This window comes from Bradyrhizobium cosmicum (genome assembly GCF_032290525.1).
Taxonomy (GTDB): Bacteria; Pseudomonadota; Alphaproteobacteria; order Rhizobiales; family Xanthobacteraceae; genus Bradyrhizobium; species Bradyrhizobium cosmicum_A.
Genome location: NZ_JASXTA010000015.1, coordinates 150,674 through 175,230, shown reverse-complemented (window position 1 = coordinate 175,230; position 24,557 = coordinate 150,674). Strand labels below are relative to the sequence as shown.

The following is a 24,557-nucleotide window of genomic DNA, read 5'->3' as shown; positions in this document are numbered from 1 at the left end:
CCAGAGCGAGATCCATGTCTGACGCCGCCTTGCCGATCCAGGCTTCCCCTGAGGCCGACATCCTGTCGGCGCTCGGGGCGCGCTCGATCGTGCTCGTCGGCATGATGGGGGTGGGCAAATCCACCATCGGCCGCCGCATCGCGGCCCGGCTCAAGCTGCCCTTCGTCGATGCCGATACCGAGATCGAGGCGGCGGCCGGCATGACCATACCCGAGATCTTCGAGCGCCACGGCGAGCCGCATTTCCGCGACGGCGAGGCCCGGGTGATCGCGCGCCTGCTCGACGGCGGTCCGGTGGTGCTGGCGACGGGCGGCGGCGCCTTCATGCGCGAAGAGACGCGCACGCGCATCGCGGCGAAGGCGATCTCGATCTGGCTCAAGGCGGACCACGACGTCATCATGCGCCGCGTGCGCCGGCGCGCCGATCGGCCGCTGCTGCAGACCCCCGATCCCGAGGGAACCGTGACGCGCCTGCTCACCGAGCGCGAACCGGTCTACAGCCATGCCGCCCTCACCATCGCTTCGCGCGACGTGCCGCACGACAGGATCGTCGAGGAATGTATCGAGGCGCTGCGCGCCCATCTCTGCGGCGAACCACCTGCCGACATTGCGAGTGCCGTACGATGACCGCGCCTTTGAAACATTCCGATCCCGTCAAGGTCGACGTCGCGCTCGGCGACCGCGCCTATGACATCGTCATCGGCCGCGGCGTGCTGGCCTCGCTCGGCGAACGCGTCGCGCGCTTGCGCCCCGGCGTGCGCACCGCGATCGTGACGGATCGTACGGTGGCCAAGCACTGGCTCGAGCCGGCTGAAGCATCACTCGCAGCCAGCGGCATTCCGACCGCGCGCGTCGTGGTCGAGGAAGGCGAGATCTCGAAAACCTATGCCGGCCTGGAGAAGGTCAGCGAAGCGCTGATCGCCGCCAGGATCGAGCGCAACGATCTCGTCATCGCGCTCGGCGGCGGCGTGGTCGGCGATCTCGCCGGCTTTGCCGCGGCGATCCTGCGCCGCGGCGTCGATTTCGTGCAGGTGCCGACCTCGCTGCTGGCGCAGGTCGATTCCTCCGTCGGCGGCAAGACCGGCATCAACTCGCCGCAGGGCAAGAATCTGCTCGGTGCCTTCCACCAGCCGGTGCTCGTCATTGCCGACACCGCCGTGCTCGACACGCTGTCGCCGCGGCAATTCCGCGCCGGCTATGCCGAGGTCGCCAAATACGGTGTGCTCGGCGACGAGGCTTTCTTCACCTGGCTCGAGAATAACCATTCCGACATCTTCAAGGGCGGCTCGGCCCGCGAGCATGCGATCGCGACCTCCTGCCGCGCCAAGGCCGGCGTGGTCTCGCGTGACGAGCGCGAGACCGGCGAGCGTGCGCTGCTCAATCTCGGCCACACCTTCGGTCACGCGCTGGAAGCCGCGACTGGCTTCTCCGACCGCCTGTTCCACGGCGAGGGCGTTTCCATCGGCATGACGCTGGCGGCGCAGTTCTCGGCCAGGCTCGGCATGATCGGCGAGACCGATGCGGCGCGTATCGAGCGGCACCTCGTCGAAGCCGGCTTGCCGACCCGCTTGCAGGACATCGCGGGCTTTGCGCAGGAGGGGCTGGCGGACGCCGACGCGCTGATGGCCTTGATGGCGCAGGACAAGAAGGTCAAGCGCGGCAAGCTCACCTTCATCCTGCTGGAGGCGGTGGGGCGCGCGGTCATCGCGAAGGACGTCGAGCCGTCGCTGGTGCGTGATTTCCTGACGTCGCGATTGCGGCAGTGATGGCAGGATCGTCTGGACGCGCCGGCCGCGGAGCGGCGTGCCGGGTTGAGACGGTCGCGAGGCAAACATGAATTCGATCACGATCAATCTGCTGCTCGCGACTCTCCTGCTCGCGGCCAATGCATTTTACGTCGCTGCCGAATTTGCGCTGGTGAAGAGCCGCGGCTTTCGCGTCAAGGCGATGGTCGAGCAGAACCGCTTCGGTGCGCGCCTGCTGCAGCGGATGATGGGGAACATCGAAGCTTACCTCGCATGCTGCCAACTCGGCATCACCATGGCTTCCCTTGGCTTGGGCTGGATCGGCGAGCCGACCGTCTCTGCGCTGCTGAGCCCGATTCTCCGTCCGCTCGGATTATCCGAGGCCACGCTGCACTTCACCTCGTTCGTGGCCGGTTTCCTGGTGTTCTCCTCGCTGCATATCATCATCGGCGAGCAGGTGCCGAAGACGCTGGCGATCAGGGAGCCGACGCCGGTATCGCAGTGGATCGCGTACCCCCTCTATGTTTCCTACCTGGTGTTCTATCCGATGAGCTGGTGCCTCAACACAGCCTCGAGCGCGATCCTGCGTCTGATCGGTGTCCAGGAGTTTTCACAGCATGAGATCCTGACGGATTCCGAGATCGAGGGTCTCGTCGAGGAATCGGCCGTACACGGCAAGATCGAGAGTGGCGAGGCCGAGTACATTCACAACGTGTTCCGCCTCGGCGACCTGACCGTCTCGGACGTGATGGTTCACCGCACCTCGATGGTGATGATCAACGCCGACCTGCCGCCCGAGGAACTGGTGCGCGAGGTGCTGGCGACTGAATATACGCGCATTCCGCTCTGGCGCGACAAGCCGGAGAACATCATCGGCATTCTGCATGCCAAGGATCTGTTGCGTGCGATCCGCGCGTCCGAGGGCGATACCTCGCGCATCGACGTCTCCACCATCGCGCTGCCGCCCTGGTTCGTGCCGGAGATGCGCCCGGTCTCCGAGCAGTTGAAGGCATTCCGGCGTCGGAAAACCCATTTCGCGCTCGTCGTCGACGAGTACGGCGAAGTTGAAGGCCTGGTGACGCTGGAAGACGTGTTGGAGGAGATCGTCGGCGACATCTCCGACGAGCACGACGTCGTCGTTGCCGGCGTTCGCACCCAGCCGGACGGCTCGGTCGTGGTCGACGGTTCGGTGCCGATCCGCGACCTCAATCGCGCCATGGACTGGCATCTGCCCGACGAAGAGGCAACGACGGTCGCCGGCCTCGTCATTCACGAGGCGCGCTCGATCCCCGACCGGGGCCAGAGTTTCACCTTCCACGGCTTCCGCTTCCGCGTGCTCCGCCGCGAACGCAACCGCATCACCGCGCTCCGTATTTCACCGGTGCCGCGCGAGGCGGAAATGGACGAGGCGAAGCCGCGGCGGGCCGGGACGTCGTTTTGACGCTTACCGTCCCCTCGGTCAGCGAAGTCATGCTTCCCCCGGCGCCTGCGCGTGGATCGCCAGCGCGTGCACGCTGCCGGAGAGTTCCGCGGCCAGCGCCGAATTTATCATGCGGTGGCGATCGACCCGGCTCTTCCCTTTGAAGGCGGCAGACACGATATAGACGCGAAAGTGCGTCTCGCCGCTTGGCCGATGGCCGGAATGGCCCTCATGCAAATGTGACTCGTCGACGACCTGCAGGCTTTCCGGCGTGAAAGCTTCCTGCAACTTGTTGCTGATAGTGTCTCTCATAGCCATGTGTGCCATTAAAGCGTGCGGCCGCTCTCCGTCAATTGCCGGGTAGTCAGCTAATTGCAATGTCAAGACTTGAAGGTTTTTGCATTGCGTAGTCAAAGTCAGCCATGCCGATCGATTCATCAAAGTTCTTCGACTCCATCCGCGTGAAGCCGCGGGGCAAGCAGCCGGAAGTGAAGCCGCGCGACACCGCGGTCGGCTGCGAATGGGCCGGATGCCAGAACAAGGGCGCCCACCGCGCGCCGAAGGGCCGCGAGAACCAGCGCGAGTACTGGCACTTCTGTCTGAACCACGTGCGCGAGTACAACCAGAACTACAATTTCTTCTCCGGCATGAATGCCGACGCCGTCGCGCGCTACCAGAAGGATGCGCTGACCGGCCACCGTCCGACCTGGAAGATGGGCGCCAATGGCGGCAAGAAGGGCGCGGAAGCCGAGATCGACATGGCGTCCGATCCATTCAGCATGTTCAGTGAGATCAACGGCCGCGCCAACTGGCGAAAGGGTCCGGAGGCCGAGCCCAAGGCCGAAACGCGCAAGGTGATGAATGCCGAGCGCAAGGCGCTGCAGGTCATGGGCCTCGGCCCCAGTGCCACGCTCGCCGACGTCAAGAGCAAGTACAAGGCGCTGGTGAAGCAGCACCACCCCGACGCCAATGGCGGCGACCGCTCCACCGAAGACCGCCTGATCGAGATCATCAAGGCGTATAATTATCTGAAGACGGTGGTGCGGGAAGCCTGAAGCGCGACGAGATCAAGAGGATCGTCATCGCACTTAGGTTATCGTTTGAGCATGATCTTTGCGGAAAGCCGCTGGGCACCTTCCGGGATCATGCTTCAGGCAGCAATCTCCGGGAAGGACAGTTCGCACTTTAGTCCTTCCGGCCGCCACTGCCGGGTGACCCGTCCGCGCAAGGTCTGGATGATGCCGTCGACGGCGCCGATTCCAAAGCCCTTGCGCGTTGGCGGCTCGTTGACCCCAGGACCGCCGCTCTCCGACCAGTGCAGCACCAGAGGCTCTGCACCATTGGTTTCCCAGCGGATATCCAACCCGCCCGAAGGTGTCGACAGCGCGCCGTATTTGGCGGCGTTGGTCGCCAGCTCATGCAGCGCGACTGCGATCGACTGGGCCAGGGTAGGCGGCAGATGGACGTCGTCGCCGGCAATTCTGATCCGCTCGCCGTCCCGGCCTGCGTAGGGCCGGAGCTCCTCTTCCACGATGGTCTTCAGATTGGCGCCGGTCCAGCGCGAAGCCGAGAACAGCCGCTGCACGTTGGCAAGCGCGCTGAGCCGGCCCGCAAACGCGGCCTGGAACTCTTCCGCGGTATCCGCCTTCGTCAGCCGCAGCATGGCCTGAGCCACTGCGAGCAAATTGTTGGCCCGATGATCAACCTCGGACGTCAGCAGCATCATCCGCTGCTCGGCCTGCTTGCGCGCGGTGATGTCGACCAGCATGTTCACCGCACCGACCAGTCGGCCGCGCTCGTCGCGCAGCGGCGTCGGATACGGCATGAAGCAGATCCGGGAGCCGTCCGGCCGTTCGGCAACGGCCTCGACGTCGCGCACCGGCCGGTTCTGCTTGAGTGCGATGGCCATGGGGCATTCGTCGTGGGGGAGCGGCGTGCCGTCGGGCAAATAGAGCTTCCAGGTCACGCACCACATCTCGCCGATCTTTGGCGTGCGCCCGGCAAAATCGATGCAGGCGCGATTGAAGAAAGTGATGCGGCCCTCTGCGTCGGTCGTGTAGATCGCGGCGGGCAACGCCTGGAGCAAGTCTCGGAACCGTCGTTCAGAATCCCCGTCGGCTCCGCTGCGGCTGGCAGCATACCGGGTCGCGATCTCGCCAATCCTGGCCTCGTCCGATTGTCCAAACAAGTCCAGCATTGTGTTCCTGATCCGCGGGGGCGGATAGGTAAGTCCCGAGCCGCGCAACGGTTCCAACGTGCTCGTCTCGGATCGTGCCGACCGCCCCGTCACAGCGTCGTCCCAGCCTCATGCGCAATTGCGCAGGAGGCCAGAGGATATGGTGTTTGGCCGCTCAATCGGACTGCGCATCATTCCGTCGGCATTGCCCCCACATAGGACGAGCTCGGCCGGATCAGCCGCCCGGTCCGTTGCTGCTCGCGCGCATGCGCGGTCCAGCCGGCCGAACGTGCCACCGCGAAGACCGGCGTGAACGCCTGCCGTGGGATCGCGAGCGCATCGAGCAGGATCGCCGTGAAGAACTCGACATTGGTCTCCAGCGGCCGGTCCGGATTCTTCTTGCGCAGCGCGCTGCGGATGTAGGCCTCGACCTCGCCGGCGAACGGCAAATCGGCGCCGTTGGACGCCAGCGCCTCGATCGCCGTCTTGAGCACGTCGGCGCGCGGATCGCGCACGCGATAGACGCGGTGGCCGAAACCCATCATCCGCTCGCCGCGCGCCAGCGCTGCGTCCACCCAGGGCTGGATGCGCTCGCGCGAGCCGATCGCATCGAGCATTTCCAGCACCGGCTCGGGCGCGCCGCCGTGCAGCGGACCCGTGAGCGCGCAGTAGCCCGCGGTGACCGCGGCAAACAGATCGGCTTGCGTCGAGGCGACCACGCGCGCGGTGAAGGTCGAGGCGTTCATGCCATGGTCGCTGGCGGTGACGAGATAGGCGTCCAGCGCGGTGGCTTCGCGCGTTGCAGGCGTGCGTCCGTGCAGCATGCGCAGCGTATCGGCAGCGTGGCTCACGCTCGGGTCGGGCGCGACGGGGTCGAGCCCTTTAGCGCGCCGGACCAGCGCACCCGCGATCACCGGAAACGCGCCGACGATGGTCGCCTCATGCGCAAGGTCGGGCTCGCCGCGAAGTCCCGCGACCGCCGCGCGGAACCCGGCGACGATGCCCATGCCGTGTGTCGCCGGCAGCAGCTCCGGCAACCGCGCAAAGGCGCGCTCGCGCGCCGCACCGAGGCTCGCCCGCACATCGGCTTCGCTCAAGCTGGTCTTGTTGGCGCCGTTCCAGAGCCGGGCGGTGACGCCCTCGAAGCTCGATTTGGCGGCGAGGGTCCCGACATGTTCGCCGGCGATGATCAGCTCGCCGCGCTCGCCGTCGACATGGCTCAGCACGGTCTCGGCCGCGGGAACGCCGTCCAGCCCGATCTGGCTTTTGGTGAGGTGGATGTTCATGGCCCAAATCTCCTGTTCAGGGGCGGAAAGGTCGGGCCTCTCGACAGATTGATCAATCTTGATTACATAAATCAATATGAAAAATTCCGAGGGGCTCTACCTCTCTGCCCGGGAGGCCGCCGCCGAGCTCGCGATCTCGCCGGCGACGCTCTACGCCTATGTCAGCCGCGGCCTGATCCGCTCCGAGCCGACGCCGGATTCGCGCAAGAACCGCTATCGCGCCGAGGACGTCCGCGCCCTGAAGGAGCGCCGGGTGCCGTCGCCGGAGCCGCGCGGCCTGCGCAGCTTCGATGCCGACCTGCCGGTGATGGACACGGAGATCTCGACCATCACCGAGGACGGCGCGATCTACCGTGGCGTGAATTGCGTCGATCTCGCCGAGAGCGACACGCTGGAGCACACCGCGACGTTGCTCTGGGACGTCTCCGATGTCGATCCGTTCGATCAGGACAATCAGCCCCAGATATCCGACGAGATGCGCGCGATCGGTGAGGCCGCGCGCCGCGCCGCGCCGATCGACCGGGCCATCGCCGTGCTGGCGCTCGCATCGAGCGCCGACCCGCGCGCCTTCACCCGTGCGCATGACGGACGTGCGATGGTCGGTGCGCGCATCGTCCGGCTCCTGGTCGCGACGATGCTCAACTCGGAGCCGTCGCCCTCACCGCTGCACCAGCAGATCGCGAAGGCCTGGGCGCCCGACAACAAGCATGCGCCCGACCTGATCCGCCGCGTGCTGGTGCTGCTCGCCGATCACGAGCTGAACGCGTCGACCTTCACCGCGCGATGCGCTGCGTCCACCGGCCTCAACCTCTATGATTCCGTCATCGCCGGGCTCGCCGCGCTGAAAGGGCCCAAACATGGCGGCGCCAGCGTGCTCGCCTCGCAGCTCGTGAAAGCGCTGATCGACCGCGACGTCGGGCCGATGGTGCGCGAACGCGTCGCGCTCGGCGAACGCTTTGCCGGCTTCGGTCACGGCGTCTACAAGCGCGGCGATCCCCGTGCGCAGTCGCTGCTCAACGCGCTCTCGCGTGCAGGCGCGCCGCGAAAGTTCACCCGTGAGCTGCCGGAGCGGATCGCGGAGGCGACCGGCGAATTCGTCAACATCGACTACGCCCTCGCGGTCCTCGTGCACGCGCTGCGGCTGCCGGCCGGCAGCGAGCTTGCGCTGTTCGCGATGGCCCGCAGCGTCGGCTGGATTGCCCATGCCAGCGAGCAATTGCAGTTCGGCAAGCTGATCCGCCCGCGGGCGCGTTACGTGGGACCCGCGCCGGGGCGGAGAGCGGGGGCTGAGCCCAGAAGCTGAATTCAGACCCTCATGGTGAGGCCCGCGCAAGCGCGTCTCGAACCGTGCGGGCCTTGCTCCCGCCGCTCGACCGGCGCAGGCCGCGGCGTCGGGAGAAGCGCTTAATTGCTTTCCGTATCGTCCACCCCCGGGCACGCTTCCGGCATCTTCGATCTCCCCGGGAGCAATTCGTGTCGCAAGCCGTCCTGCCCAGCCGAAGCCGAGCCCTTCGCTCGCGCGCCGAACTCAATTCAGCCATTGCAACGGCATACCAGCGCATCGAAAGGGACCGACACCGCAACTGCTGGGTCCATGTGAGGCCGATCGAGGAGGCGCTGGCGGAGACGGAGGCTCTCGCGCGGCGCGAGGCGCAAGGCGAATTCCTGCCGCTCCTCGGTGTGCCTTTCGGCGTGAAGGACAACATCGACGTGGCGGGCATGCCGACCACGGCGGCCTGTCCGTCATTCGCTCATATCGCCGAGCGGTCAGCCCGGTGCGTCGAGCGGCTGACCGCAGCCGGCGCCATCTGTCTCGGCAAGACAAACCTGGATCAGTTCGCCACCGGACTCTCCGGCGCGAGGTCACCTCACGGCGCCTGCCCGAGCGCGGCCGACGATCGCTATGTCGCGGGCGGATCGAGCTCGGGCTCGGCTGTCGCCGTGGCCTCCGGCCATGTTGCTTTCTCGCTCGGAACGGACACCGGCGGCTCCGGCCGGATACCGGCAGGTTTCAACGGCATCGTCGGAATCAAGCCGACGGTCGGGTTTGTCTCGTCCCGCGGGCTGGTCCCGAACTGCCCGACGCTCGATTGTCCGTCGATCTTCTGCAATTCCGCCGCCGAGGGCAAATTGCTGCTGGGGCTCGTCGAGGGCTTCGACGACGAGGATCCATACAGCCGTCAAGCGCCCGGCCTGTCGTCGGTCTTTCCCCGCCAATTCCGCTTCGGACGCATTGCCGCTCGTCAGCTGAATTCATTCGGCATGCCCGAATGCGATGCGCTCTACGAACAGGCCTGCGAGAGGCTTGTCGGGCTCGGAGGCCAGGCCATCGAGATTGACTTCACGCCGTTCACCGAGGCCGGCGCAATGCTGTTTTCGGGGCCTTGGATCGCCGAACGCTATGCGTCGGTCAGCAGGCTCCTCGACATCGATCATGGTGATCTGCTGGAGGTGACCCGTAAGGTCCTGCATTCCGCGGCGCAGTTCACCGGGGCCGATGCATTCGCGGCGCAACACCGTCTCCTGAAGCTGCGGCGGCAGGTCCAGCTGCTCTTCAGGCAGATGGATGTCCTCGTGGTGCCCACCGCGCCGCGTCCCTACACCATTGCGGACATGCTGGAGCACCCCATCGAGCTCAATAACCGCCTCGGTCACTACTCCTACTTCGCCAATCTTCTGGACCTGTGCGCGGTGGCGCTTCCCAATGCAACGCTCGCCACCGGCATGCCCATGGGCATCACCCTGCTGGCACCCGCATGGCACGACCATGCCCTGCTGGATTTCGCGTCGCGATGGCAGCCGGACGAAGGCGGCGCTCTGTTCGGTCTCAAAGTCTATTCGCCCGCCGCCGGCTAGACGAGTTCGAGATCGAGGGCGCGCAAATTCAGAATGACGATCAGGCCCCTGTCGTAGCGGATGACGCCTCTCGCCTGCATGCGCGAGAGCTGTACCGTCACCCATTGTCGTGTCGCCCCGATCAGGTTGGCGAGATCGCTGTGGGTGAACGGAATGCCGATCACGATCTGGCGGCCCTGCTGCGAGCCATAGATCTTCGACAGAAAGATCAGCAGGCGCTGCAACCGCTCGGTCACCGATCGCGTGCCGAGCATCTGCGCCATCGCCGAGTAGCACCTGGCCTTGAAGGCCAGTGCATCCAGAAGCGCAACCGCGATGGGTGCCGACTGAAGCGCAAGCTCGCGCAAGGCCGCGCCGGGTAAAAACAGAAGCCGGCTGCGCTCGATTGCAACCGAGGACCACATATGCGCGCCGGCTCCGAACAGGTCCGGCCCGCCGACGAAATTACCGGCAAACCAGTAGGCGAGCGTCACCTCGCGTCCGGAGGGAGCTGCATAATAGCTGCGGATCCGGCCCGACTCGATCAGATAGATGCCGCTCTGCGTGTCGCCCTGGCGCCAGATATGCTTGCCGGTTTCCAGCACCTCCCTGCGGCCTATGGCGAGGACGCGGCGGCGGTCAGCCTCACCCAGGGGATCGAGCAAGCCTGGCAATGAGCTGACCAGAGTATCCGACTCCGCCAGCATGATGCCGGCCGTAGTCCTGAGAATTGCCGCTGGCATCTGCCCGCTCCCTCGTAGGAGGGCAATGCCATTCAAGAGCCATGCCAGCTCGCGCTGCGGCTAGCCGCGTGCAGTCATGAATGCGGCTTCTCGCGGTGAAGCCGACTTATGCAGACAAGTCAGGCATTTCGCCTTCTGGACCCAAAGCGGTCCTAGCCGCCCATATCCCCTCATCCCGGTTAGGAGAAGCGAGGCTCGACGAGTTCGGTCGAGGACGGGATGGCTCGAAGAAGTACCCACTTATAGCTGGCTCGCAGCCTGACGAAACAGCCTAAGATTGTATTGGATGTAGTCAAGGAGGATTTCCGATGCGCAGGCAGCTTGTTCCGCTTACTCCGGGGGACCTAGTCGATCGTCAATTCGGCACTGACGACAACCTGATAGGTAATCCTGGCGCATCGACCTTGTTCGGTGATGCTGGCGGTAGCATGTTCGATTTCTCGAAGGGAGGAAACGACACTTTTGATGAAATCGGACTTTCCAACTACACATTCTATGGCGACGTGGTCGGCAGTATCTTCGATTTTGGTCAGGGCGGCGATGACACATTCAACGGACTCACTACGTCTGGTGTCACGGCCTACGGCGACGCAGGCGCTGACATGTCGGACCATGGTAAGGGCGGCAACGATACCTTCACGAGTGGCTTCGGCAGACAGCAGATCAATACGTTCTTCGGCGATGCTGGCGGCGCCATGTCGGGTCATGCTCAGGGCGGCGACGACACTTTCATAACCCAGACGGTACAGGGCGGCACCCACACGTTTTACGGCGACGCGGGTGGCGACATGTCTGAGCACAGCAAGGGCGGTAACGACAGCTTCCAGGGCTCCAGACAAGCTGGAAACATCTTCTTTGGTGACACCGGGAGCAACATGTCCGGTGACGCCCAGGGCGGCGATGATACATTCACAGCGAGAACGGACTCGGGCAACTCATTCTACGGAGATGCCGGCGGCGACATGTCGGGCAACAGCAAAGGTGGCAACGACACCTTCAACGGGGCCTCGTTCGCAACGCAGGTGTTTTACGGTGATGCCGGAGGCAACATCTCCGGCCATGCTGAAGGAGGCGACGACAATTTTGCCGGTTCGGGTGGGGCGGTCACGTCGAAGACTTTCTACGGCGATGCTGGCGGCGGCATCTCGGGCTTTACCAAGGGCGGCAACGATACTTTCATCAACGACGGCGGCTCCACAGTATCTTTTTACGGAGACGCCGGCGCCACAATGTCGGGCCATGCGCGAGGCGGCGATGACCTTGCGACGTTGCAGGGGAGCAAGAACTTCGCCGTCGGAGATGCTATTACGATGCTTGACGCTGCTATTGGAGGTAATGACAGTCTAAGCGGCGGCGACAGATCGCTGACTGATGTTGTAAATGAGCTCTATGGGGACGCGCAGGGCATGGGCGGGGCGACCCAAGGAGGCGATGATCTTATTATCGGTGGTCATGCCGTTGTTATCGGCCGGGTCGATAACTTCTTATGGGGCGACGCGGAGCAACTTTCGGGTCATGCCAAAGGCGGCAGCGATGTCCTATACGCAGGAACGGCTGGGCAAGGTTGCACGGTCAGCAATGAGATGTGGGGAGATGGTGAACTGAGCGGCAATGCTCATGGAGGTTCCGACACGTTTGTCTTCAAGGACAATGGTCTGACGACCGTTGGAGCTAATAATCTGATCCGCGATTTCAGCCAATCTCAGGATGATAAGATAGCTTTCATTGATGTTTCCGGCGTGCAGTCGTTTAGTGACCTTGTCATCACGCAAAGCGGAACTAGCACCATCATCATGGCGGGAGCTGATCAGGTCACGCTTGCAAACTTCACCGGCTTGATGACGGCGAGTGACTTTTTGTTTGCTTGAGAGCGCACTTCGCCCACACGGCTTCATCTAGCAGGCCGCCGTAACAGTCCCGGGTACTACCGTGGTTTTTGCTGCCGTGTTCTATCTTGCCGCGTTTTTCCAAGCTCAAGGTGCAGCCTCTGAGCGGGAGATGGGCCACTACATTAGCGGGGCTGATGCAATCGTTCCTCACGGCGGAACAGATGTGTTGGCCGCAGGCAGCGCCCTGTCTTTGGCAAGCATCGCATTTGGCGAACGACGATACTTGCCATTGACCGCCCTGCCGTTGACGTTGCCGCGCTGTCCATATCGATGGGCAGTTCCTTCAAAGGCCCTGAACTATCGGCGTTACGGCTTCCGCGCCTGGCCCTTAACCGACCAGCCGGGGCGAACCGGTCCATCTCCGGTCTCGAACTGCAAACGGACCTGTTCCACTTCGCGTCTGATCGGATTCATGAGGACACGCGCTATGTCACCGTTTCCATTTGCTCGAACGCCTTGCGGCCTTCGGTCCGGATCAGATCGAGGCAGTCCCGCTTCAGGGCGAGATAGGCCGGGTCGGTCAGGATGGCGCTGGAGCGCGGGCGCGGCAGGCCTACGGGAAGGTCGCGCAGGATACGGCCCGGCCCGGCGCTCATGATCAGCACCCGATCCGACAGCAGAATGGCTTCGTCGATATCGTGCGTGACGAAAACGATGGTGGCGTTGATCCGGTCGCGAAGCTCGAGAAGATTATCCTGCATCACCGCCCGGGTCTGCGCGTCCAGGGCACCGAACGGCTCGTCCATCAGCAGGACACGCGGCTGGTTGGCGAGGGCGCGAGCGATCGCCACCCGCTGCTGCATGCCGCCTGACAGCGTATGCGGATAGGCGTTCGCGAATCTTGTCAGCCCGATCATTTCGATCAGGTCGTTCGCGATCCGCAGCGCTTCTGCTTTCGATTTGCCGAGTGCGCGCGGTCCGTGCGCGATATTACGGCGCACCGATTTCCACGGGAACAGATGCGGCTGCTGGAACACCATCCCGATATCCGGTCTGGGCCCCAGCATTGGCTCGCCGGCCACCGTCACGAGGCCTTCGAACGGTCGTTCGAGGCCTGCCATCGCATTCAGGAGTGTAGATTTTCCGCAGCCCGAGGGGCCAACGAGCGAGACGAATTCGCCCGGCATGACGGCCAGAGAGACCCGGTCCACCGCAATCACCTGGCCGCGCGGTACGTCGAAGACGATGCTCAGATCCTCGACGCGGATGGTCGCCTGAGCTGCTGTCGATGAAGCTGCGGGCGGAGCATCCACCAGCCGGAGCGGCAGGGCCGGACGAAGCGGGTTGTGCATCATCGCCACCATACGGCGCGTTCGGCAATTGCCGCGAAGGAACGATCGGCCACGAATGAGAGCAGCCCGAGCGCCGCCAGCCCTCCCATGACCTGTCCGGTCTGCATGTTCTGTTGCGCAATCTCGATCCGGTAGACGATGCCGGCAAACGCGCCCGCCAGCTCGGCGGCGACCAGTGTGTAAAACGAGATGCTGACGGCGGTGCGCAGGCCGACGACGATGTAGGGAAGCGCGCCCAGCAGGACGATTTCCGATAGCATCTGCCGGCGCGGCGTGCCGAGCATCTGCGCGGCGCGAATGAGGCCGCGGTCGACCTTCTGCACGCCGATATGGGTCGCGAGCCACACGGTGAAGAACACGCCCCAGACGACCAGAAACAGTTTGCCGGCCTCCGACAGCCCAAACCACAGGATCACGATCGGCACAAAGGCGATCGGGGGGATCGGCCGAAGAATATGGAACAACGGGGAGAGCAGGCTCGAGACCAGCCTGAACTCGCCCGTCAGGACGCCGAGCACGATCCCGCCCGCGGCGCCGATCAAAAATCCTGCGGTGACGCGGAAGAGGCTCGCGGAAAGGTCGCCGAAAAACTGGCCGTTATTGATCCAGTCGAGGACGGCGACAGCGACCGTCGAAGGCGGCGGAAACAGCACCGCGTTGACGATCCGCAATCGTGCGATCAATTCCCATACGCCGACGAAGGTCGGCACGGAGAGCACGCCGACAAGCACGTTCAGGCGCCCGGCCGCGTTGGCACGGCTGCGTGCGCCGACGCTCATGGATTGGCCGACAGCGTCACACGTGCGGCATCAAGTGTCTTCAATGGCGCAGTCGCGACGATCTTCGAGAAGTCGGGCATCCCGGCCCCGGGCGGATGATTGCCGGTATCGAGCCGCCAGGCTGCATGCGTCTTGAGCGTCTCGAGCAGCTTGTCGTCGATCCGCACATGATAGACGTAGTCCGACCAGATCAGCGCCAGCTCGTCGCGTTTCATGCCGGTCGCCGTGGCAATGATGTCGATCGCTTCATCCGGATGAGCCTTGACCCAGCCTTCAGCTTCGATGAGGGCAGCCAGGAATTTGCCGACGACCGCGGGGTTGGCCTCCAGATAGGATCGCATCACGACGATGTTGAAGGTCTCCGAGTAGAGCCCCTTGGTGTCGAGCAGGACGGCCGCCTCGCCGAGGGCTTTTTTTGCATTCGCCACATGCGGCTCCCAGGTGTCGAAGGCATCAATGCTCCCCGCCGCCAGGGCGGGAAGCATCTCCTGTGGGCGAAGATTGACGAGCGTAACGTCCTTGGCGGTGAGTCCGGCGGCTTTCAACAGAACCGTTGTGTAGACCTCGCTGCCCGTCCCGGCCGTGAAGCCGATGCGCTTGCCGCGCAGATCGGCCTTGGTCTTGATCGCGGCGGACGCGGCCGTCATCGTCTTCAGATCCGAGTACTCCATGCCGGCCACGAAGGCGATCGGCTGCTGGGCCATCGCGGCCGCGGTGACCGGCGCTTCGGCGGTCGTTGCGATGTCCGCGCCTCCTCCCACCACCGTATCGAGGCACTGCTTTCCGCTGGTGAAATTCGAGACGGAGATATCGAGCCCCTGCTTGGCGAAGAGGTCTTTCGCCTTGGCGACGATCGCGAGGCCCGAAATCGGCCCGAGATTCTGTGCAAGCCGTGCCTTCAGCAGATCTTCGGCTTTCGCTCCGGCTCCGGAATTCAAGCCCGCATACGCCGAGATCGCCAACAAGACCACGCGAAGAGCTGTTTTCGAGCGCATGCAACCACCCCCAGGAACGTCGGCGGCCGCAACGGCCGGCCGGTGATTGGATGAGGGTCATCCGAAGGCAACGCGCCGTGAAGCAATTAATCGACAACCTGGAGCGCTGACACATATTTGCGCATCGTAGATGCGCTGCGGACCGCAATTTGGGCAACAGAGAGCCCCATCCGCCCGCCGCTCGTGCTGCGCGGTCTGCGCCCAGCGGTGGGGCTTTCAACAAAACGCCGCCTGCTTGAAACGATTGCAGACGGCGTCAGTCCAGCCCGAGAGGAATTAGCAAAATCCCGGATATGCATTGGTCAGAAGGCGCGTGGGAAAGGTTCATCCGTCGGGATCTTTCGGACCCCGTCTTTCTCTAGCCACATTGCGAAACGCCAAGCGTCTGCTCAAGCAATCCGAAGCAAATGTCGTGAAGAAGAGGACGCATCTGGGAAAGGGCCGCCAAGAGATAGCTTCCTGCTCATAGTGGTGCGCGCAAGCCGGGAGATGAAAGCCATTCGTTGGTTTGCGCGGCGATATCGAGCTGACGAAGCTTCTGCAAAAGCTCGTTGCGTTTTGATCCGGGTGCGAGAAGAACCATCGCCGCTTCGATGCGCTTGTGCTCAACGGCAAGGCGTTCGTACAGTGTTGGGGATTTGTCGATAAGCCAGGTCATGGCCGCTCCTTCCAAACGTTGGGCGGGAGCATTACCGAACTCTCAGTCACCGATATGAGCCGAAAGGCAGCGCGGTGATTCCGGAACTAGGCGCCTGTTGCGTCCTGAAGTCCATCTAATTCGCTCGCTTTGCGAAATGTCACCGATCGCGCGCTCAGCCGCGACAAATCGCCCTCTCTCGGACGGCAGGACGCGGAATCATTCGGCCGCCATCGATAGCTTGGTTGACAGGACACGAAACCGGCAGGGCAAATATAAGTTGTCTAAATGGAACTATTAGTCTTTATAGTTGTTGTCTGCGGTGGTCCCCGAGAGTGGAGGGACCCACTCCAAAAGTCAGCAGCCCAAAATGGTCAGATCGCTCGTCGCCCTCGCGATGGTCACGCTCCTCGGAGCATTGGTTGTCGCTCTGCCGGGTTTCACTCCCGAAGTGCGGTCGGGCGAACTCGCGGCGATGGCCAAGAGTGACCGGCTTAAAATCCCAGCTGCAGCCTCGAATTGCTCGACGCAGGTCTGGCCAGATTTCACCGTCGCTTGCTTGCAAGGCGCGGGCTCCGGAGGCAAAGTTCTGGAAGCTCGTCTTGTGACCGCTCGCCGATAATGGCGCTTCCCTGAGCCGTTTCATCGACGACGCGCTGTCGGAAGCTGCGCGTGCTCGCCAGAAACGCGCAGCAATAACCATCGGCGCGCCGCTCTGCCGCCACCCAGTGGCCGAGCAATTGCTTTTCAGCGTCCGCTGACAATTTCCGACAAATCCATCCGCTCCCTTCTTTTCTAAAGAGTGAGGCTATTCATGTCAGCAGATCCAGGTCCGGTGCCGAATGTGCTTGTCGTGGAGGATGAGATGGTCCTGCGCATGCGCGCGGTCGACATCGTGGAGGATGCCGGCTTTCATCCCGTCGAGGCTGTCAACGCCGACGAAGCAATATCGATACTCGAGTCTCGCTCGGACATCTCGCTGCTTTTCACGGACATTCAGATGCCTGGGACCATCGATGGTCTCAAGCTCGCCCATGCGGTGCACGAACGCTGGCCTTCGATCAAGATCATACTGGTATCAGGCCAAGTGAAGCCATCCGACGCGGAAAGGCCGGAGAACAGCCGCTTCTTCGGCAAGCCGCTCGGCGTCTCGCAGATGATCACCGAGTTGCAGGACATGGTGGGCGTAGGTGCACTCAGGATCGTTCCGGATCCGACCCAGTGGCCATCTGATCCCGCTCCCCGGGTAGCCCAGGATGCCGTCCTTTCTGCGGAGAACGACAGCCTTCGTTTGCTGCTCGAACAGGCCGGGATTGACGCGCAGGCTCTCCTTGTCCAGGCGGGGATCGATGCCGAGCGGCGTGAGGCCGCCGACAAATTGCAGAAGCTGATCCTCGGAGAGCTTCATCATCGCGTCAAGAATACGCTGGCGATGGTCAGCGCTATCGCGTCCCAGAGCTTCCGCGCGGCTCCCAGTATCGAGCACGGACAGAGGGCGATGGAAGGGCGGCTGGCCGCATTGGGACGAGCCCACGATCTGCTGATGCAGGTCAGCTGGGCGGATGCCAGCCTTACTCACACGCTGAGCAGTGCGACGGAGCCCTATGACGGGCAGGGGGACAGACGCTTTCATTTCAACGGACCGGACATCAGGATCACTTCCGCAGCGGTCATCGCGCTCGCGATGACTTTCAACGAGCTGTGCACCAATACCACCAAGTTTGGGGCCCTCGCGGTCGCTATAGGCCGCGTCGAAATTGCATGGACGATAGATGAGCTGAAGCAACGTCTCCGCCTTGTGTGGACGGAAAGAGGGGGCCCAGCGGTCGAGCCTCCAACGCGGCGAAGCTTCGGCACCCGCATGATGGAGTCTCTCGGCCAGCAACTGAGCGGTCGGGTGCAACTCGCCTACGAACCGGGTGGATTCGTCTATTCCCTGGATGTGCCGCTTGGCCCAGTCGCAGTGCCGCCCGAAGCTGTCCTTTTGCGCTAGCGCCAGCAAGCTCGTGCGAGGTCGAACAGGAAACAGAGCGTGATGTCTCCTAAAGACGTGACCATGCCGGTATGGCACGAAAAGCACCTGCGCGCCGCTGGCGTCGCACCCTTCGAAATACTGTCCAAGAATATCCACCCTGCCGATCTCGAAACGGTCAGGTCAGCATTTGGCCGCGATCAAGCGCGACCAAGATCAACTGTTATGAGGTCGTCCAGGCGATATAGCCCTAAGCCGGCGGCTTGGCCGCCGCGATGCCGCCGCTGCGCCTGTGGCGATGGTACCAGATCGCAAGCCCCGCGATGATCGCGACGCCGACCACACCGAGAATCCAGACGTGCTTGCCGATATGCCCGTGATGCGGAAGCCCGGCATATTCATGCAGGGCCGACACCGCCAGCACGCCCGGCAGCACATGCGCGGGCGCCCAGAGCAGGATGGCCGGGATGTTCACCGCATAGAACTTCGCGGGCGCCATTCCCAACGCGCCGGCGGTCACCGGCACGAAAGCGCGGATCGGCGGTACGAAGCGGGCGAAGAAGACGGCCCAGGTGCCGAAGCGGTTGAAGAAGGTTTCGCTCTGTTCGACGACGCGCGGATAATTGGTCAGCGGCCAGGTATTGAGGATATCGCGCTGCTGCCGGTGCCCGATCCAGTAGGCCGAGCCGTCGCCCAGCACGGCGCCGATCGCCGCCGCCAGCAGCACCCATTGCAGCTTGAGCTCGCCGCCCGGAACCAGGGCGCTCAGCGCCAGGATGATGGTCGATCCGGGGATCACTGATCCCACCACCGGCACGGCTTCGAGAAGTGCGGCCAGGAACAGGGTCAGATAGGCCAGCCACGCATGGGCCGAAACGAACGAGATGAGGGGATCGAGAAAGGAGGTCACGTCGTCTTTCGTGCTGGCGGCGGGGATCGCAGCTCGGACCCTACATAAGTAGGGCAAGCCGGGAAAAGTGCCATTCGCTTGGGCAGGCCCCCCATCCCGCCCGAAATTCAGGCGTGATTCGCAACGCAGCCCTCCCAAAACTGCGTTCCTCACCTATCTAAATGAAAAGACAGCGGAACTTTGATTGCGGGGCGGGCTTCTGCCCGCACGTTGTCTCTGATAAGTTCGCAAACGCACCCAGCCGCAGCCACCGTGCAAATAAACTGGTTTCGGGATCGCCCGGGACCTCGGAGGATTGATGACGACCGCCGCCCTGTCCAAAGTTGAGGAAGTTTCCGGTTTGCCCGACATGAAGGTGTCGGTCCGCCAGGTGTTCGGGATCGACAGCGATCTCGAAGTGCCGGCCTATTCCGAAGTCGATCCTCACGTGCCCGAAGTCGATTCCGACTACCGCTTCGACCGCGCCACCACGCTCGCCATTCTCGCCGGCTTCGCCCGCAATCGCCGCGTGATGGTGACCGGCTATCACGGCACCGGTAAATCCACCCATATCGAGCAGGTCGCCGCCCGCCTGAACTGGCCCTGCGTGCGCGTCAACCTCGACAGCCATATCAGCCGCATCGACCTCGTCGGCAAGGACTCGATCGTGGTCCGCGAGGGCAAGCAGGTCACCGAATTCCGCGACGGCATCCTGCCCTGGGCGCTCCAGAACAACGTCGCCCTGGTGTTCGACGAATACGACGCCGGCCGCCCCGACGTGATGTTCGTGATCCAGCGCGTGCTGGAAGTCTCCGGCCGCCTCACGCTGCTCGACCAGAACAAGGTGATCAAGCCGCATCCGGCGTTCCGCCTGTTCTCCACGGCGAACACCGTTGGCCTCGGCGACACGTCGGGCCTCTATCACGGCACCCAGCAGATCAACCAGGGCCAGATGGACCGCTGGTCGATCGTCACCACGCTGAACTATCTCAGCCATGACGAGGAAGTGGAGATCGTGCTGGCCAAGGCCAAGCACTATCGCACCACGGAGGGCCGCGACATCGTCAACAAGATGGTGCGCCTTGCCGATCTCACCCGCAACGCCTTCGCCAATGGCGATCTGTCGACGGTGATGAGCCCGCGCACGGTGATCACCTGGGCAGAAAATGCCGACATCTTCGGCGATATCGGCTTCGCCTTCCGCGTCACCTTCCTCAACAAGTGCGACGAGCTCGAGCGTCCGCTGGTCGCCGAGTTCTATCAGCGCTGCTTCAACGCGGAGCTGCCGGAATCGGCGGTCAACGTGGCGCTGAGCTAGAAACCAGTGATGTCGTCCCGGACAAGCGAACTCCTGGCGGCGCGAAGCGCCGTCCGGAATGAGCGCAGATCCGGGACCCATAACCACGGGACGTGGTTGTTGCGAAGATGGGGCCGTCAGTGCGCTCAATAACTGCATGCAGTGGTTATGGGTCCCTGCCTTCGCGGGGACGACGGTGAGATCGAGATGAGCACATCAACGTCCAACTCCAAATTCCGCAACACCAAGGAAGCCCCGACCGAGCCGTTCAAGCGCTCGGTGGCGTCGTGCCTGAAGGCGATCGCCAAGACGCCCGAGCTCGACGTCAGCTTCGCGGCCGAGCGCCCGGGTCTTGCGCCAGGCAAAGCCCGTTTGCCCGAACCCGCGCGGAAAATGACCAAGCGGGATGCCGCGATCGTGCGCGGCCATGCCGATTCCATCGCGCTCAAGCTCGCCTGTCACGATGCCAAGCTGCATCGCAAGCTGATGCCCGGCAATCCGCAGGCGCGCGGTGTGTTCGAGGCGGTGGAGCAGGCTCGCGTCGAGGCGATCGGCGCGCGCCGCATGGCGGGCGTGGCCAAAAACCTCACCGCGATGCTCGACGACCATTTCCACCGCGGCAAGTTCGACGAGATCACCGATCGCGCCGATGCGCCGCTGGCCGACGCGCTGGCGATGCTGGTGCGCGAGCGTCTCACCGGCATGGCGCCGCCGACGGCCGCGAAGAAGATGGTCGATCTCTGGCGTCCCATTCTCGAAGACAAGATCGGCAAGCGGCTCGACCGGCTTGATAATCTCGTCGAGGACCAGACCCGGTTCGGCGACGCCGTGCATGATCTCCTGACGGCGCTCGAGCTCGGCGACGAGCGCGGCGCCGACAGCGAAGACAATGACGACAACGACGAGAACCAGGACGGCGACAACGACCAGTCCGGCGCCGAGGGCTCGCCCGATTCCGACGCCGCCCAGGAGATGAGCGCCGACCAGGCGCAGGCCTCCAGCGAGGAGATGAGCGAGAGCGCGATGGAAAGCGCGCAGGCCTCGACCTCGGACAGCTTCGACGACGGCGAGCTCGGCGACGACGAGACGCCGGGCGAGGCGACGCGTCCGAACGCGCACGGCAAGAACGAGCCGCGCGGACCGGAATATCACGCCTTCGCGCCGAAATTCGACGAGGTCATCGCGGCCGAAGACCTCTGCGACCATGACGAGCTGGAGCGGCTGCGCGCCTATCTCGACAAGCAGCTCGCGCATCTGCAGGGCATCGTCGCCCGCCTCGCCAACCGCCTGCAGCGCCGCCTGATGGCGCAGCAGAATCGCGCCTGGGAGTTCGATCTCGAAGAGGGCATTCTGGACCCCGCGCGGCTGTCGCGCGTCGTCACCGATCCCTATCATCCGCTGTCCTTCATGCACGAGAAGGAGGCGACGTTCCGCGACACCGTGGTGACGCTGCTGCTCGACAATTCCGGCTCGATGCGCGGACGCCCGATCACGGTCGCGGCGACCTGCGCCGACATCCTCGCCCGCACGCTGGAGCGTTGTGGCGTCAAGGTCGAGATTCTGGGCTTCACCACGCGCGCCTGGAAGGGCGGGCAATCGCGCGAGGCCTGGCTTGCCGCCGGCAAGCCGGCCAGTCCCGGCCGCCTCAACGATCTCCGCCACATCATTTACAAATCGGCGGATGCCCCGTGGCGTCGCGCGCGAAAGAACCTCGGCCTGATGATGCGCGAGGGGCTGCTGAAAGAGAACATCGACGGGGAGGCGCTGGACTGGGCGCACAAGCGTCTCTTGGGCCGGCCCGAGCAGCGCAAGATCCTGATGATGATCTCCGACGGTGCGCCGGTCGACGATTCCACGCTGTCGGTCAATCCCGGCAACTATCTCGAGCGGCACCTGCGCCACATCATCGAGGAGATCGAGACCCGCTCGCCGGTCGAGCTGATCGCGATCGGCATCGGCCATGACGTGACGCGCTATTATCGCCGCGCGGTGACGATCGTGGACGCCGAAGAGCTCGGCGGCGCCATCACCGAGAAGCTCGCCGAGCTGTTCAGCGAGACCAACACCGCGCCCACGCAAGCTCCGGGCCGTCCGCGGCGCAAACTGCATTCGTGAGCACGCATCGATCCCGCCGCAGCTTTATCGGCCACGCGGCGGCGGGATTTTCCAGTCTCGCGATATCCCGATTTGCGCAGGCGCAGCCTGCGACCGAGCCGCCGCCGCGCAGCGCCCAGAACGAGCACGCCGTCACCGAGCCCGTCAGCATCGAGGTGAACGCGCGCCCGATTCCGAATTTCGAGCCGCGCGACCGCGCGCGGACGCGCTTCGGCTCGCTGGAATATCGCAGCGGCCTGGTGCTGACCTCGCCCTATCGCGGCTTTGGCGGCCTGTCCGGCATCCGGCTGGACGCCAAGGGCGAGCGCTTCCTCGCGATCTCCGACCAGGGCGGCTGGTTCACCGGCCGCATCCGCTATTCCGGCCGCACCATGGCCGGGCTCGACGACGTCGAGGCCGCGCCGATTCTCAACGCCGAAGGGCGGCCGATCACGGAGAAGCGGCTCTGGTACGATACCGAGGCGCTCGCGCGCGACGGCAATCTCGTCTATGTCGGGCTCGAGCGCGTCAACCAGATCATGCGCTTCGATTTCTCGAAAGGCGGCACGCGTGTCCGCGGCGAGGTGGTGCCGACGCCGCCCGCGTTGCGCAAATTGCCCTATAACAAGGGACTGGAAGCGATGGTCGCGGTCCCGAAGGGCCAGCCGCTTGCGGGCACGCTGATCGCCTTCTCCGAGCGCGGGCTGGATGCCGACGGCAATCTGGCCGGCTTCCTGATCGGCGGCCCTTCGCCCGGGCAGTTCAGCGTCCGCCGCCTCGACAAATTCGACATCAGCGATGCCGCGCTGCTGCCTTCGGGCGAGCTTCTGATCCTCGAGCGCAAATTCTCCTGGTTCACCGGCATCAACATCCGCATCCGCGCGATCCCCCTGAAGTCGATCGCCCCGAACGCGCTGGTCGACGGCCCCGCGCTGTTCAACGCCGATCTCGGCCACGAGGTCGACAACATGGAAGGCCTCGACGCCCATGTCACAGCAGAGGGCGAGACCGTGCTGACACTGGTGTCCGACGACAATTTCTCGCTGCTCCAGCGCACGCTGCTGCTGCAATTCACGCTGGTGGAGTAGTTCCGGCAGTTTCCGCAGCACCGCCATGCCCCCGGTGCGGCTGGCAATCCGCAGCTCCTCCACTACACTTCCCTCATTGCCACCTCACATCCCCTGGAACTCCCCGCATGAGCGCCCTGTTTTCCCCGATCAAGCTGCGTGGCCTGACGCTGAAGAACCGCATCGTGGTGTCGCCGATGTGCCAGTATTCGGCCGAGGACGGCGTTCCCACCGACTGGCACTTCACCCACATCAACAATCTCAGCCTGTCGGGCGCCGCGATGTTCTGCATCGAGGCGACCCATGTCGAGGCGATCGGCCGCATCACGCCGGGCTGCCTCGGGCTCTACAGCGACGCTGCCGAAGCGGCGCTGAAGCAGATCCTAACCTCCGTGCGCAAGCATTCGACCGCGGCGATCGCGATGCAGCTCGCCCATGCGGGCCGCAAAGCGAGCAGCGCGCGGCCCTGGGACGGCGGCCAGCTGATTCCGGTCAGCGATGGCGGCTGGCAGACGGTGGCGCCATCAGCGGTGCCGCACAAGGAGGGCGAGGCCGCGCCGCTGGCGCTGGACGCGGCCGGCCTCAAGCGCATCCGCGAGGCCTTCGTCGACAGTGCGAAGCGGGCCGCACGGCTCGGCATCGACGCGATCGAGCTGCACGGCGCGCACGGCTATCTCATGCATCAATTCCTCTCGCCGATCTCCAACAGGCGTACCGACGAATATGGCGGGTCTTTGCAAAACCGCATGCGCTTTCCGCTCGAGGTGTATGACGCGGTGCGCGCCGTGTTCCCGCACGAGCGGCCGGTCGGCATGCGGGTGTCGTCGACCGACTGGGTCGAGGGCGGCTGGGATCTGGCGCAGACCATTGAATTTTCAAAGGCGCTGAAGGCGCGCGGCGTCGACTGGATCGATGCCTCCTCCGGCGGCGTCTCGCCGCTGCAGAAGATTCCGCTCGGCCCCGGCTATCAGGTGCAGTTCGCCGAGGCCATCAAGCGCGAGACCGGCCTGCCCACCATGGCGGTCGGCCTGATCACCGACGCCAGGCACGCCGAGGAGATCGTCAGCAGTGGCAAGGCCGACATGGTCGCGCTCGCCCGCGGCATGCTCTACGATCCGCGCTGGGGCTGGCACGCCGGCGCCGAGCTCGGCGGCGAGATCGATGCCCCGCCGCAATATTGGCGCTCGCAACCGTCGACGCAGAAGGCGCTGTTCGGCAAGACCAGTTTCGGAGCGCGGTAGGCGCTTTACCTCGCCCCGCTTGCGGGGAGAGGTCGCATCCCATCGAAGATGGGATGCGGGTGAGGGGGTGCAGGTGCGGCGATGATCTCAAGTGTGGAGAGAGGCCCCTCACCCCAGCCCTCTCCCCGTAAGAACGGGGAGAGGGAGTAACTCCTCCCTCACGCATCCGTAAAGTTCCTCAGCTTCCACGCTCCGCAAAAC

At 64.1% G+C, this 24,557-nt stretch carries 21 protein-coding genes; 12 read left to right on the top strand and 9 right to left on the bottom strand.

The features are described 5' to 3' along the window. The first annotated feature begins 14 nt into the window (after positions 1–14). The 3 genes from QSV46_RS25810 to QSV46_RS25800 all read left to right on the top strand — a co-directional run bounded on the left by QSV46_RS25810 (position 15) and on the right by QSV46_RS25800 (position 3,185). Entirely contained in the window at positions 15–626 is a 612-nt protein-coding gene (locus QSV46_RS25810; RefSeq protein ID WP_314958120.1) for a shikimate kinase, read from the top strand. After that, on the top strand, positions 623–1,765 hold the full coding sequence (gene aroB, locus QSV46_RS25805; RefSeq protein ID WP_314958118.1) for a 3-dehydroquinate synthase: 1,143 nt from the start codon (positions 623–625) through the stop codon (positions 1,763–1,765). The genes QSV46_RS25810 and aroB overlap by 4 nt, the downstream gene beginning before the upstream one ends. A 67-nt stretch (positions 1,766–1,832) precedes the next feature. Then, positions 1,833–3,185 carry a hemolysin family protein gene (locus tag QSV46_RS25800; RefSeq protein WP_314958116.1) on the top strand — a complete coding sequence of 451 codons (1,353 nt, stop codon included), beginning with the start codon at positions 1,833–1,835 and terminating at the stop codon, positions 3,183–3,185. A 27-nt stretch (positions 3,186–3,212) separates the two neighbouring features. Here QSV46_RS25800 and QSV46_RS25795 read toward each other — a convergent pair whose 3' ends face one another. Beyond that, positions 3,213–3,482, bottom strand: a complete 270-nt coding sequence (locus tag QSV46_RS25795; RefSeq protein WP_314958208.1) for a BolA family protein — start codon at positions 3,480–3,482, stop codon at positions 3,213–3,215. A 104-nt stretch (positions 3,483–3,586) separates the two neighbouring features. Between QSV46_RS25795 and QSV46_RS25790 the strand changes: the two genes are divergently transcribed. Continuing rightward, positions 3,587–4,219, top strand: coding sequence for a J domain-containing protein (locus tag QSV46_RS25790; RefSeq protein ID WP_314958115.1), 633 nt, complete (start codon positions 3,587–3,589; stop codon positions 4,217–4,219). 95 nt (positions 4,220–4,314) lie between these two features. On the opposite strand, the gene QSV46_RS25785 is transcribed toward QSV46_RS25790, so the two are convergent. Continuing rightward, on the bottom strand, positions 4,315–5,361 hold the full coding sequence (locus QSV46_RS25785) for a sensor histidine kinase (protein ID WP_314958114.1): 1,047 nt from the start codon (positions 5,359–5,361) through the stop codon (positions 4,315–4,317). A 170-nt stretch (positions 5,362–5,531) separates the two neighbouring features. Continuing rightward, entirely contained in the window at positions 5,532–6,626 is a 1,095-nt protein-coding gene (locus QSV46_RS25780; RefSeq protein WP_314958112.1) for a citrate synthase/methylcitrate synthase, read from the bottom strand. A gap of 76 nt (positions 6,627–6,702) precedes the next feature. Between QSV46_RS25780 and QSV46_RS25775 the strand changes: the two genes are divergently transcribed. Together QSV46_RS25775 and atzF are read left to right on the top strand one after the other, a co-directional pair. After that, positions 6,703–7,929 (top strand): citrate synthase family protein, encoded by a 1,227-nt coding sequence (locus tag QSV46_RS25775; RefSeq protein WP_314958110.1) that lies wholly within the window; start codon positions 6,703–6,705, stop codon positions 7,927–7,929. A 170-nt stretch (positions 7,930–8,099) separates the two neighbouring features. Continuing rightward, positions 8,100–9,482, top strand: coding sequence for an allophanate hydrolase (atzF, locus tag QSV46_RS25770; RefSeq protein ID WP_314958109.1), 1,383 nt, complete (start codon positions 8,100–8,102; stop codon positions 9,480–9,482). Here atzF and QSV46_RS25765 read toward each other — a convergent pair. Further along, positions 9,479–10,204, bottom strand: a complete 726-nt coding sequence (locus QSV46_RS25765) for a Crp/Fnr family transcriptional regulator (RefSeq protein ID WP_314958108.1) — start codon at positions 10,202–10,204, stop codon at positions 9,479–9,481. The genes atzF and QSV46_RS25765 overlap by 4 nt on opposite strands. Before the next feature lie 308 nt (positions 10,205–10,512). Between QSV46_RS25765 and QSV46_RS25760 the strand changes: the two genes are divergently transcribed. Further along, positions 10,513–12,072 carry a hypothetical protein gene (locus QSV46_RS25760; protein WP_314958106.1) on the top strand — a complete coding sequence of 520 codons (1,560 nt, stop codon included), beginning with the start codon at positions 10,513–10,515 and terminating at the stop codon, positions 12,070–12,072. Positions 12,073–12,518: 446 nt separating this feature from the next. On the opposite strand, the gene QSV46_RS25755 is transcribed toward QSV46_RS25760, so the two are convergent. The 4 genes from QSV46_RS25755 to QSV46_RS25740 form a co-directional block, all read right to left on the bottom strand. Next, positions 12,519–13,397: an ABC transporter ATP-binding protein gene (locus QSV46_RS25755; protein WP_314958104.1), complete on the bottom strand. Its 879-nt coding sequence runs from the start codon at positions 13,395–13,397 to the stop codon at positions 12,519–12,521. Then, positions 13,385–14,164, bottom strand: a complete 780-nt coding sequence (locus QSV46_RS25750; RefSeq protein WP_314958103.1) for an ABC transporter permease — start codon at positions 14,162–14,164, stop codon at positions 13,385–13,387. The genes QSV46_RS25755 and QSV46_RS25750 overlap by 13 nt, the downstream gene beginning before the upstream one ends. Next, the gene (locus tag QSV46_RS25745; RefSeq protein ID WP_314958101.1) at positions 14,161–15,159 is read right to left on the bottom strand and encodes an NrtA/SsuA/CpmA family ABC transporter substrate-binding protein; all 999 of its coding nucleotides are present in this window, start codon (positions 15,157–15,159) and stop codon (positions 14,161–14,163) included. Before QSV46_RS25745 ends, QSV46_RS25750 begins: the two co-directional genes overlap by 4 nt. 463 nt (positions 15,160–15,622) lie before the next feature. Further along, positions 15,623–15,817 carry a hypothetical protein gene (locus QSV46_RS25740; RefSeq protein ID WP_314958099.1) on the bottom strand — a complete coding sequence of 65 codons (195 nt, stop codon included), beginning with the start codon at positions 15,815–15,817 and terminating at the stop codon, positions 15,623–15,625. A 793-nt stretch (positions 15,818–16,610) separates the two neighbouring features. Here QSV46_RS25740 and QSV46_RS25735 point away from each other — a divergent pair. Continuing rightward, positions 16,611–17,789 (top strand): sensor histidine kinase, encoded by a 1,179-nt coding sequence (locus QSV46_RS25735; RefSeq protein WP_314958097.1) that lies wholly within the window; start codon positions 16,611–16,613, stop codon positions 17,787–17,789. Between the two features lie 229 nt (positions 17,790–18,018). Here QSV46_RS25735 and QSV46_RS25730 read toward each other — a convergent pair whose 3' ends face one another. Then, positions 18,019–18,678, bottom strand: a complete 660-nt coding sequence (locus QSV46_RS25730) for a DedA family protein (RefSeq protein WP_314958096.1) — start codon at positions 18,676–18,678, stop codon at positions 18,019–18,021. Between the two features lie 298 nt (positions 18,679–18,976). Between QSV46_RS25730 and cobS the strand changes: the two genes are divergently transcribed. The 4 genes from cobS (at position 18,977) to QSV46_RS25710 (ending at position 24,356) form a co-directional block, all read left to right on the top strand. Then, complete coding sequence (gene cobS / locus QSV46_RS25725; RefSeq protein WP_314958095.1) at positions 18,977–19,975, top strand: cobaltochelatase subunit CobS; 999 nt, start codon at positions 18,977–18,979, stop codon at positions 19,973–19,975. 186 nt (positions 19,976–20,161) lie between these two features. After that, positions 20,162–22,069 carry a cobaltochelatase subunit CobT gene (cobT, locus tag QSV46_RS25720; protein WP_314958093.1) on the top strand — a complete coding sequence of 636 codons (1,908 nt, stop codon included), beginning with the start codon at positions 20,162–20,164 and terminating at the stop codon, positions 22,067–22,069. After that, a complete protein-coding gene (locus tag QSV46_RS25715; protein ID WP_314958092.1) occupies positions 22,066–23,136 on the top strand; it encodes an esterase-like activity of phytase family protein in 1,071 nt (356 codons plus the stop codon). Before cobT ends, QSV46_RS25715 begins: the two co-directional genes overlap by 4 nt. 107 nt (positions 23,137–23,243) lie before the next feature. Further along, positions 23,244–24,356, top strand: a complete 1,113-nt coding sequence (locus QSV46_RS25710; RefSeq protein WP_314958091.1) for an NADH:flavin oxidoreductase/NADH oxidase — start codon at positions 23,244–23,246, stop codon at positions 24,354–24,356. The last annotated feature ends 201 nt before the right edge of the window (positions 24,357–24,557 follow it).

What these genes read in the sequence shown, in the direction of transcription:
- QSV46_RS25800 (WP_314958116.1), top strand. Translation starts at nt 1,833, where the DNA reads ATGAATTCGATCACGATCAATCTGCTGCTCGCGACTCTCCTGCTCGCG.
- QSV46_RS25735 (WP_314958097.1), top strand. Translation starts at nt 16,611, where the DNA reads ATGTCAGCAGATCCAGGTCCGGTGCCGAATGTGCTTGTCGTGGAGGAT.
- QSV46_RS25750 (WP_314958103.1), bottom strand. Translation starts at nt 14,164, where the DNA reads ATGAGCGTCGGCGCACGCAGCCGTGCCAACGCGGCCGGGCGCCTGAAC.
- QSV46_RS25780 (WP_314958112.1), bottom strand. Translation starts at nt 6,626, where the DNA reads ATGAACATCCACCTCACCAAAAGCCAGATCGGGCTGGACGGCGTTCCC.
- QSV46_RS25755 (WP_314958104.1), bottom strand. Translation starts at nt 13,397, where the DNA reads ATGGTGGCGATGATGCACAACCCGCTTCGTCCGGCCCTGCCGCTCCGG.
- QSV46_RS25760 (WP_314958106.1), top strand. Translation starts at nt 10,513, where the DNA reads ATGCGCAGGCAGCTTGTTCCGCTTACTCCGGGGGACCTAGTCGATCGT.
- cobT (WP_314958093.1), top strand. Translation starts at nt 20,162, where the DNA reads ATGAGCACATCAACGTCCAACTCCAAATTCCGCAACACCAAGGAAGCC.
- QSV46_RS25740 (WP_314958099.1), bottom strand. Translation starts at nt 15,817, where the DNA reads ATGACCTGGCTTATCGACAAATCCCCAACACTGTACGAACGCCTTGCC.
- aroB (WP_314958118.1), top strand. Translation starts at nt 623, where the DNA reads ATGACCGCGCCTTTGAAACATTCCGATCCCGTCAAGGTCGACGTCGCG.
- QSV46_RS25710 (WP_314958091.1), top strand. Translation starts at nt 23,244, where the DNA reads ATGAGCGCCCTGTTTTCCCCGATCAAGCTGCGTGGCCTGACGCTGAAG.
- QSV46_RS25775 (WP_314958110.1), top strand. Translation starts at nt 6,703, where the DNA reads ATGAAAAATTCCGAGGGGCTCTACCTCTCTGCCCGGGAGGCCGCCGCC.
- cobS (WP_314958095.1), top strand. Translation starts at nt 18,977, where the DNA reads ATGACGACCGCCGCCCTGTCCAAAGTTGAGGAAGTTTCCGGTTTGCCC.
- QSV46_RS25810 (WP_314958120.1), top strand. Translation starts at nt 15, where the DNA reads ATGTCTGACGCCGCCTTGCCGATCCAGGCTTCCCCTGAGGCCGACATC.
- QSV46_RS25790 (WP_314958115.1), top strand. Translation starts at nt 3,587, where the DNA reads ATGCCGATCGATTCATCAAAGTTCTTCGACTCCATCCGCGTGAAGCCG.
- QSV46_RS25765 (WP_314958108.1), bottom strand. Translation starts at nt 10,204, where the DNA reads ATGCCAGCGGCAATTCTCAGGACTACGGCCGGCATCATGCTGGCGGAG.
- QSV46_RS25795 (WP_314958208.1), bottom strand. Translation starts at nt 3,482, where the DNA reads ATGGCTATGAGAGACACTATCAGCAACAAGTTGCAGGAAGCTTTCACG.
- QSV46_RS25745 (WP_314958101.1), bottom strand. Translation starts at nt 15,159, where the DNA reads ATGCGCTCGAAAACAGCTCTTCGCGTGGTCTTGTTGGCGATCTCGGCG.
- QSV46_RS25785 (WP_314958114.1), bottom strand. Translation starts at nt 5,361, where the DNA reads ATGCTGGACTTGTTTGGACAATCGGACGAGGCCAGGATTGGCGAGATC.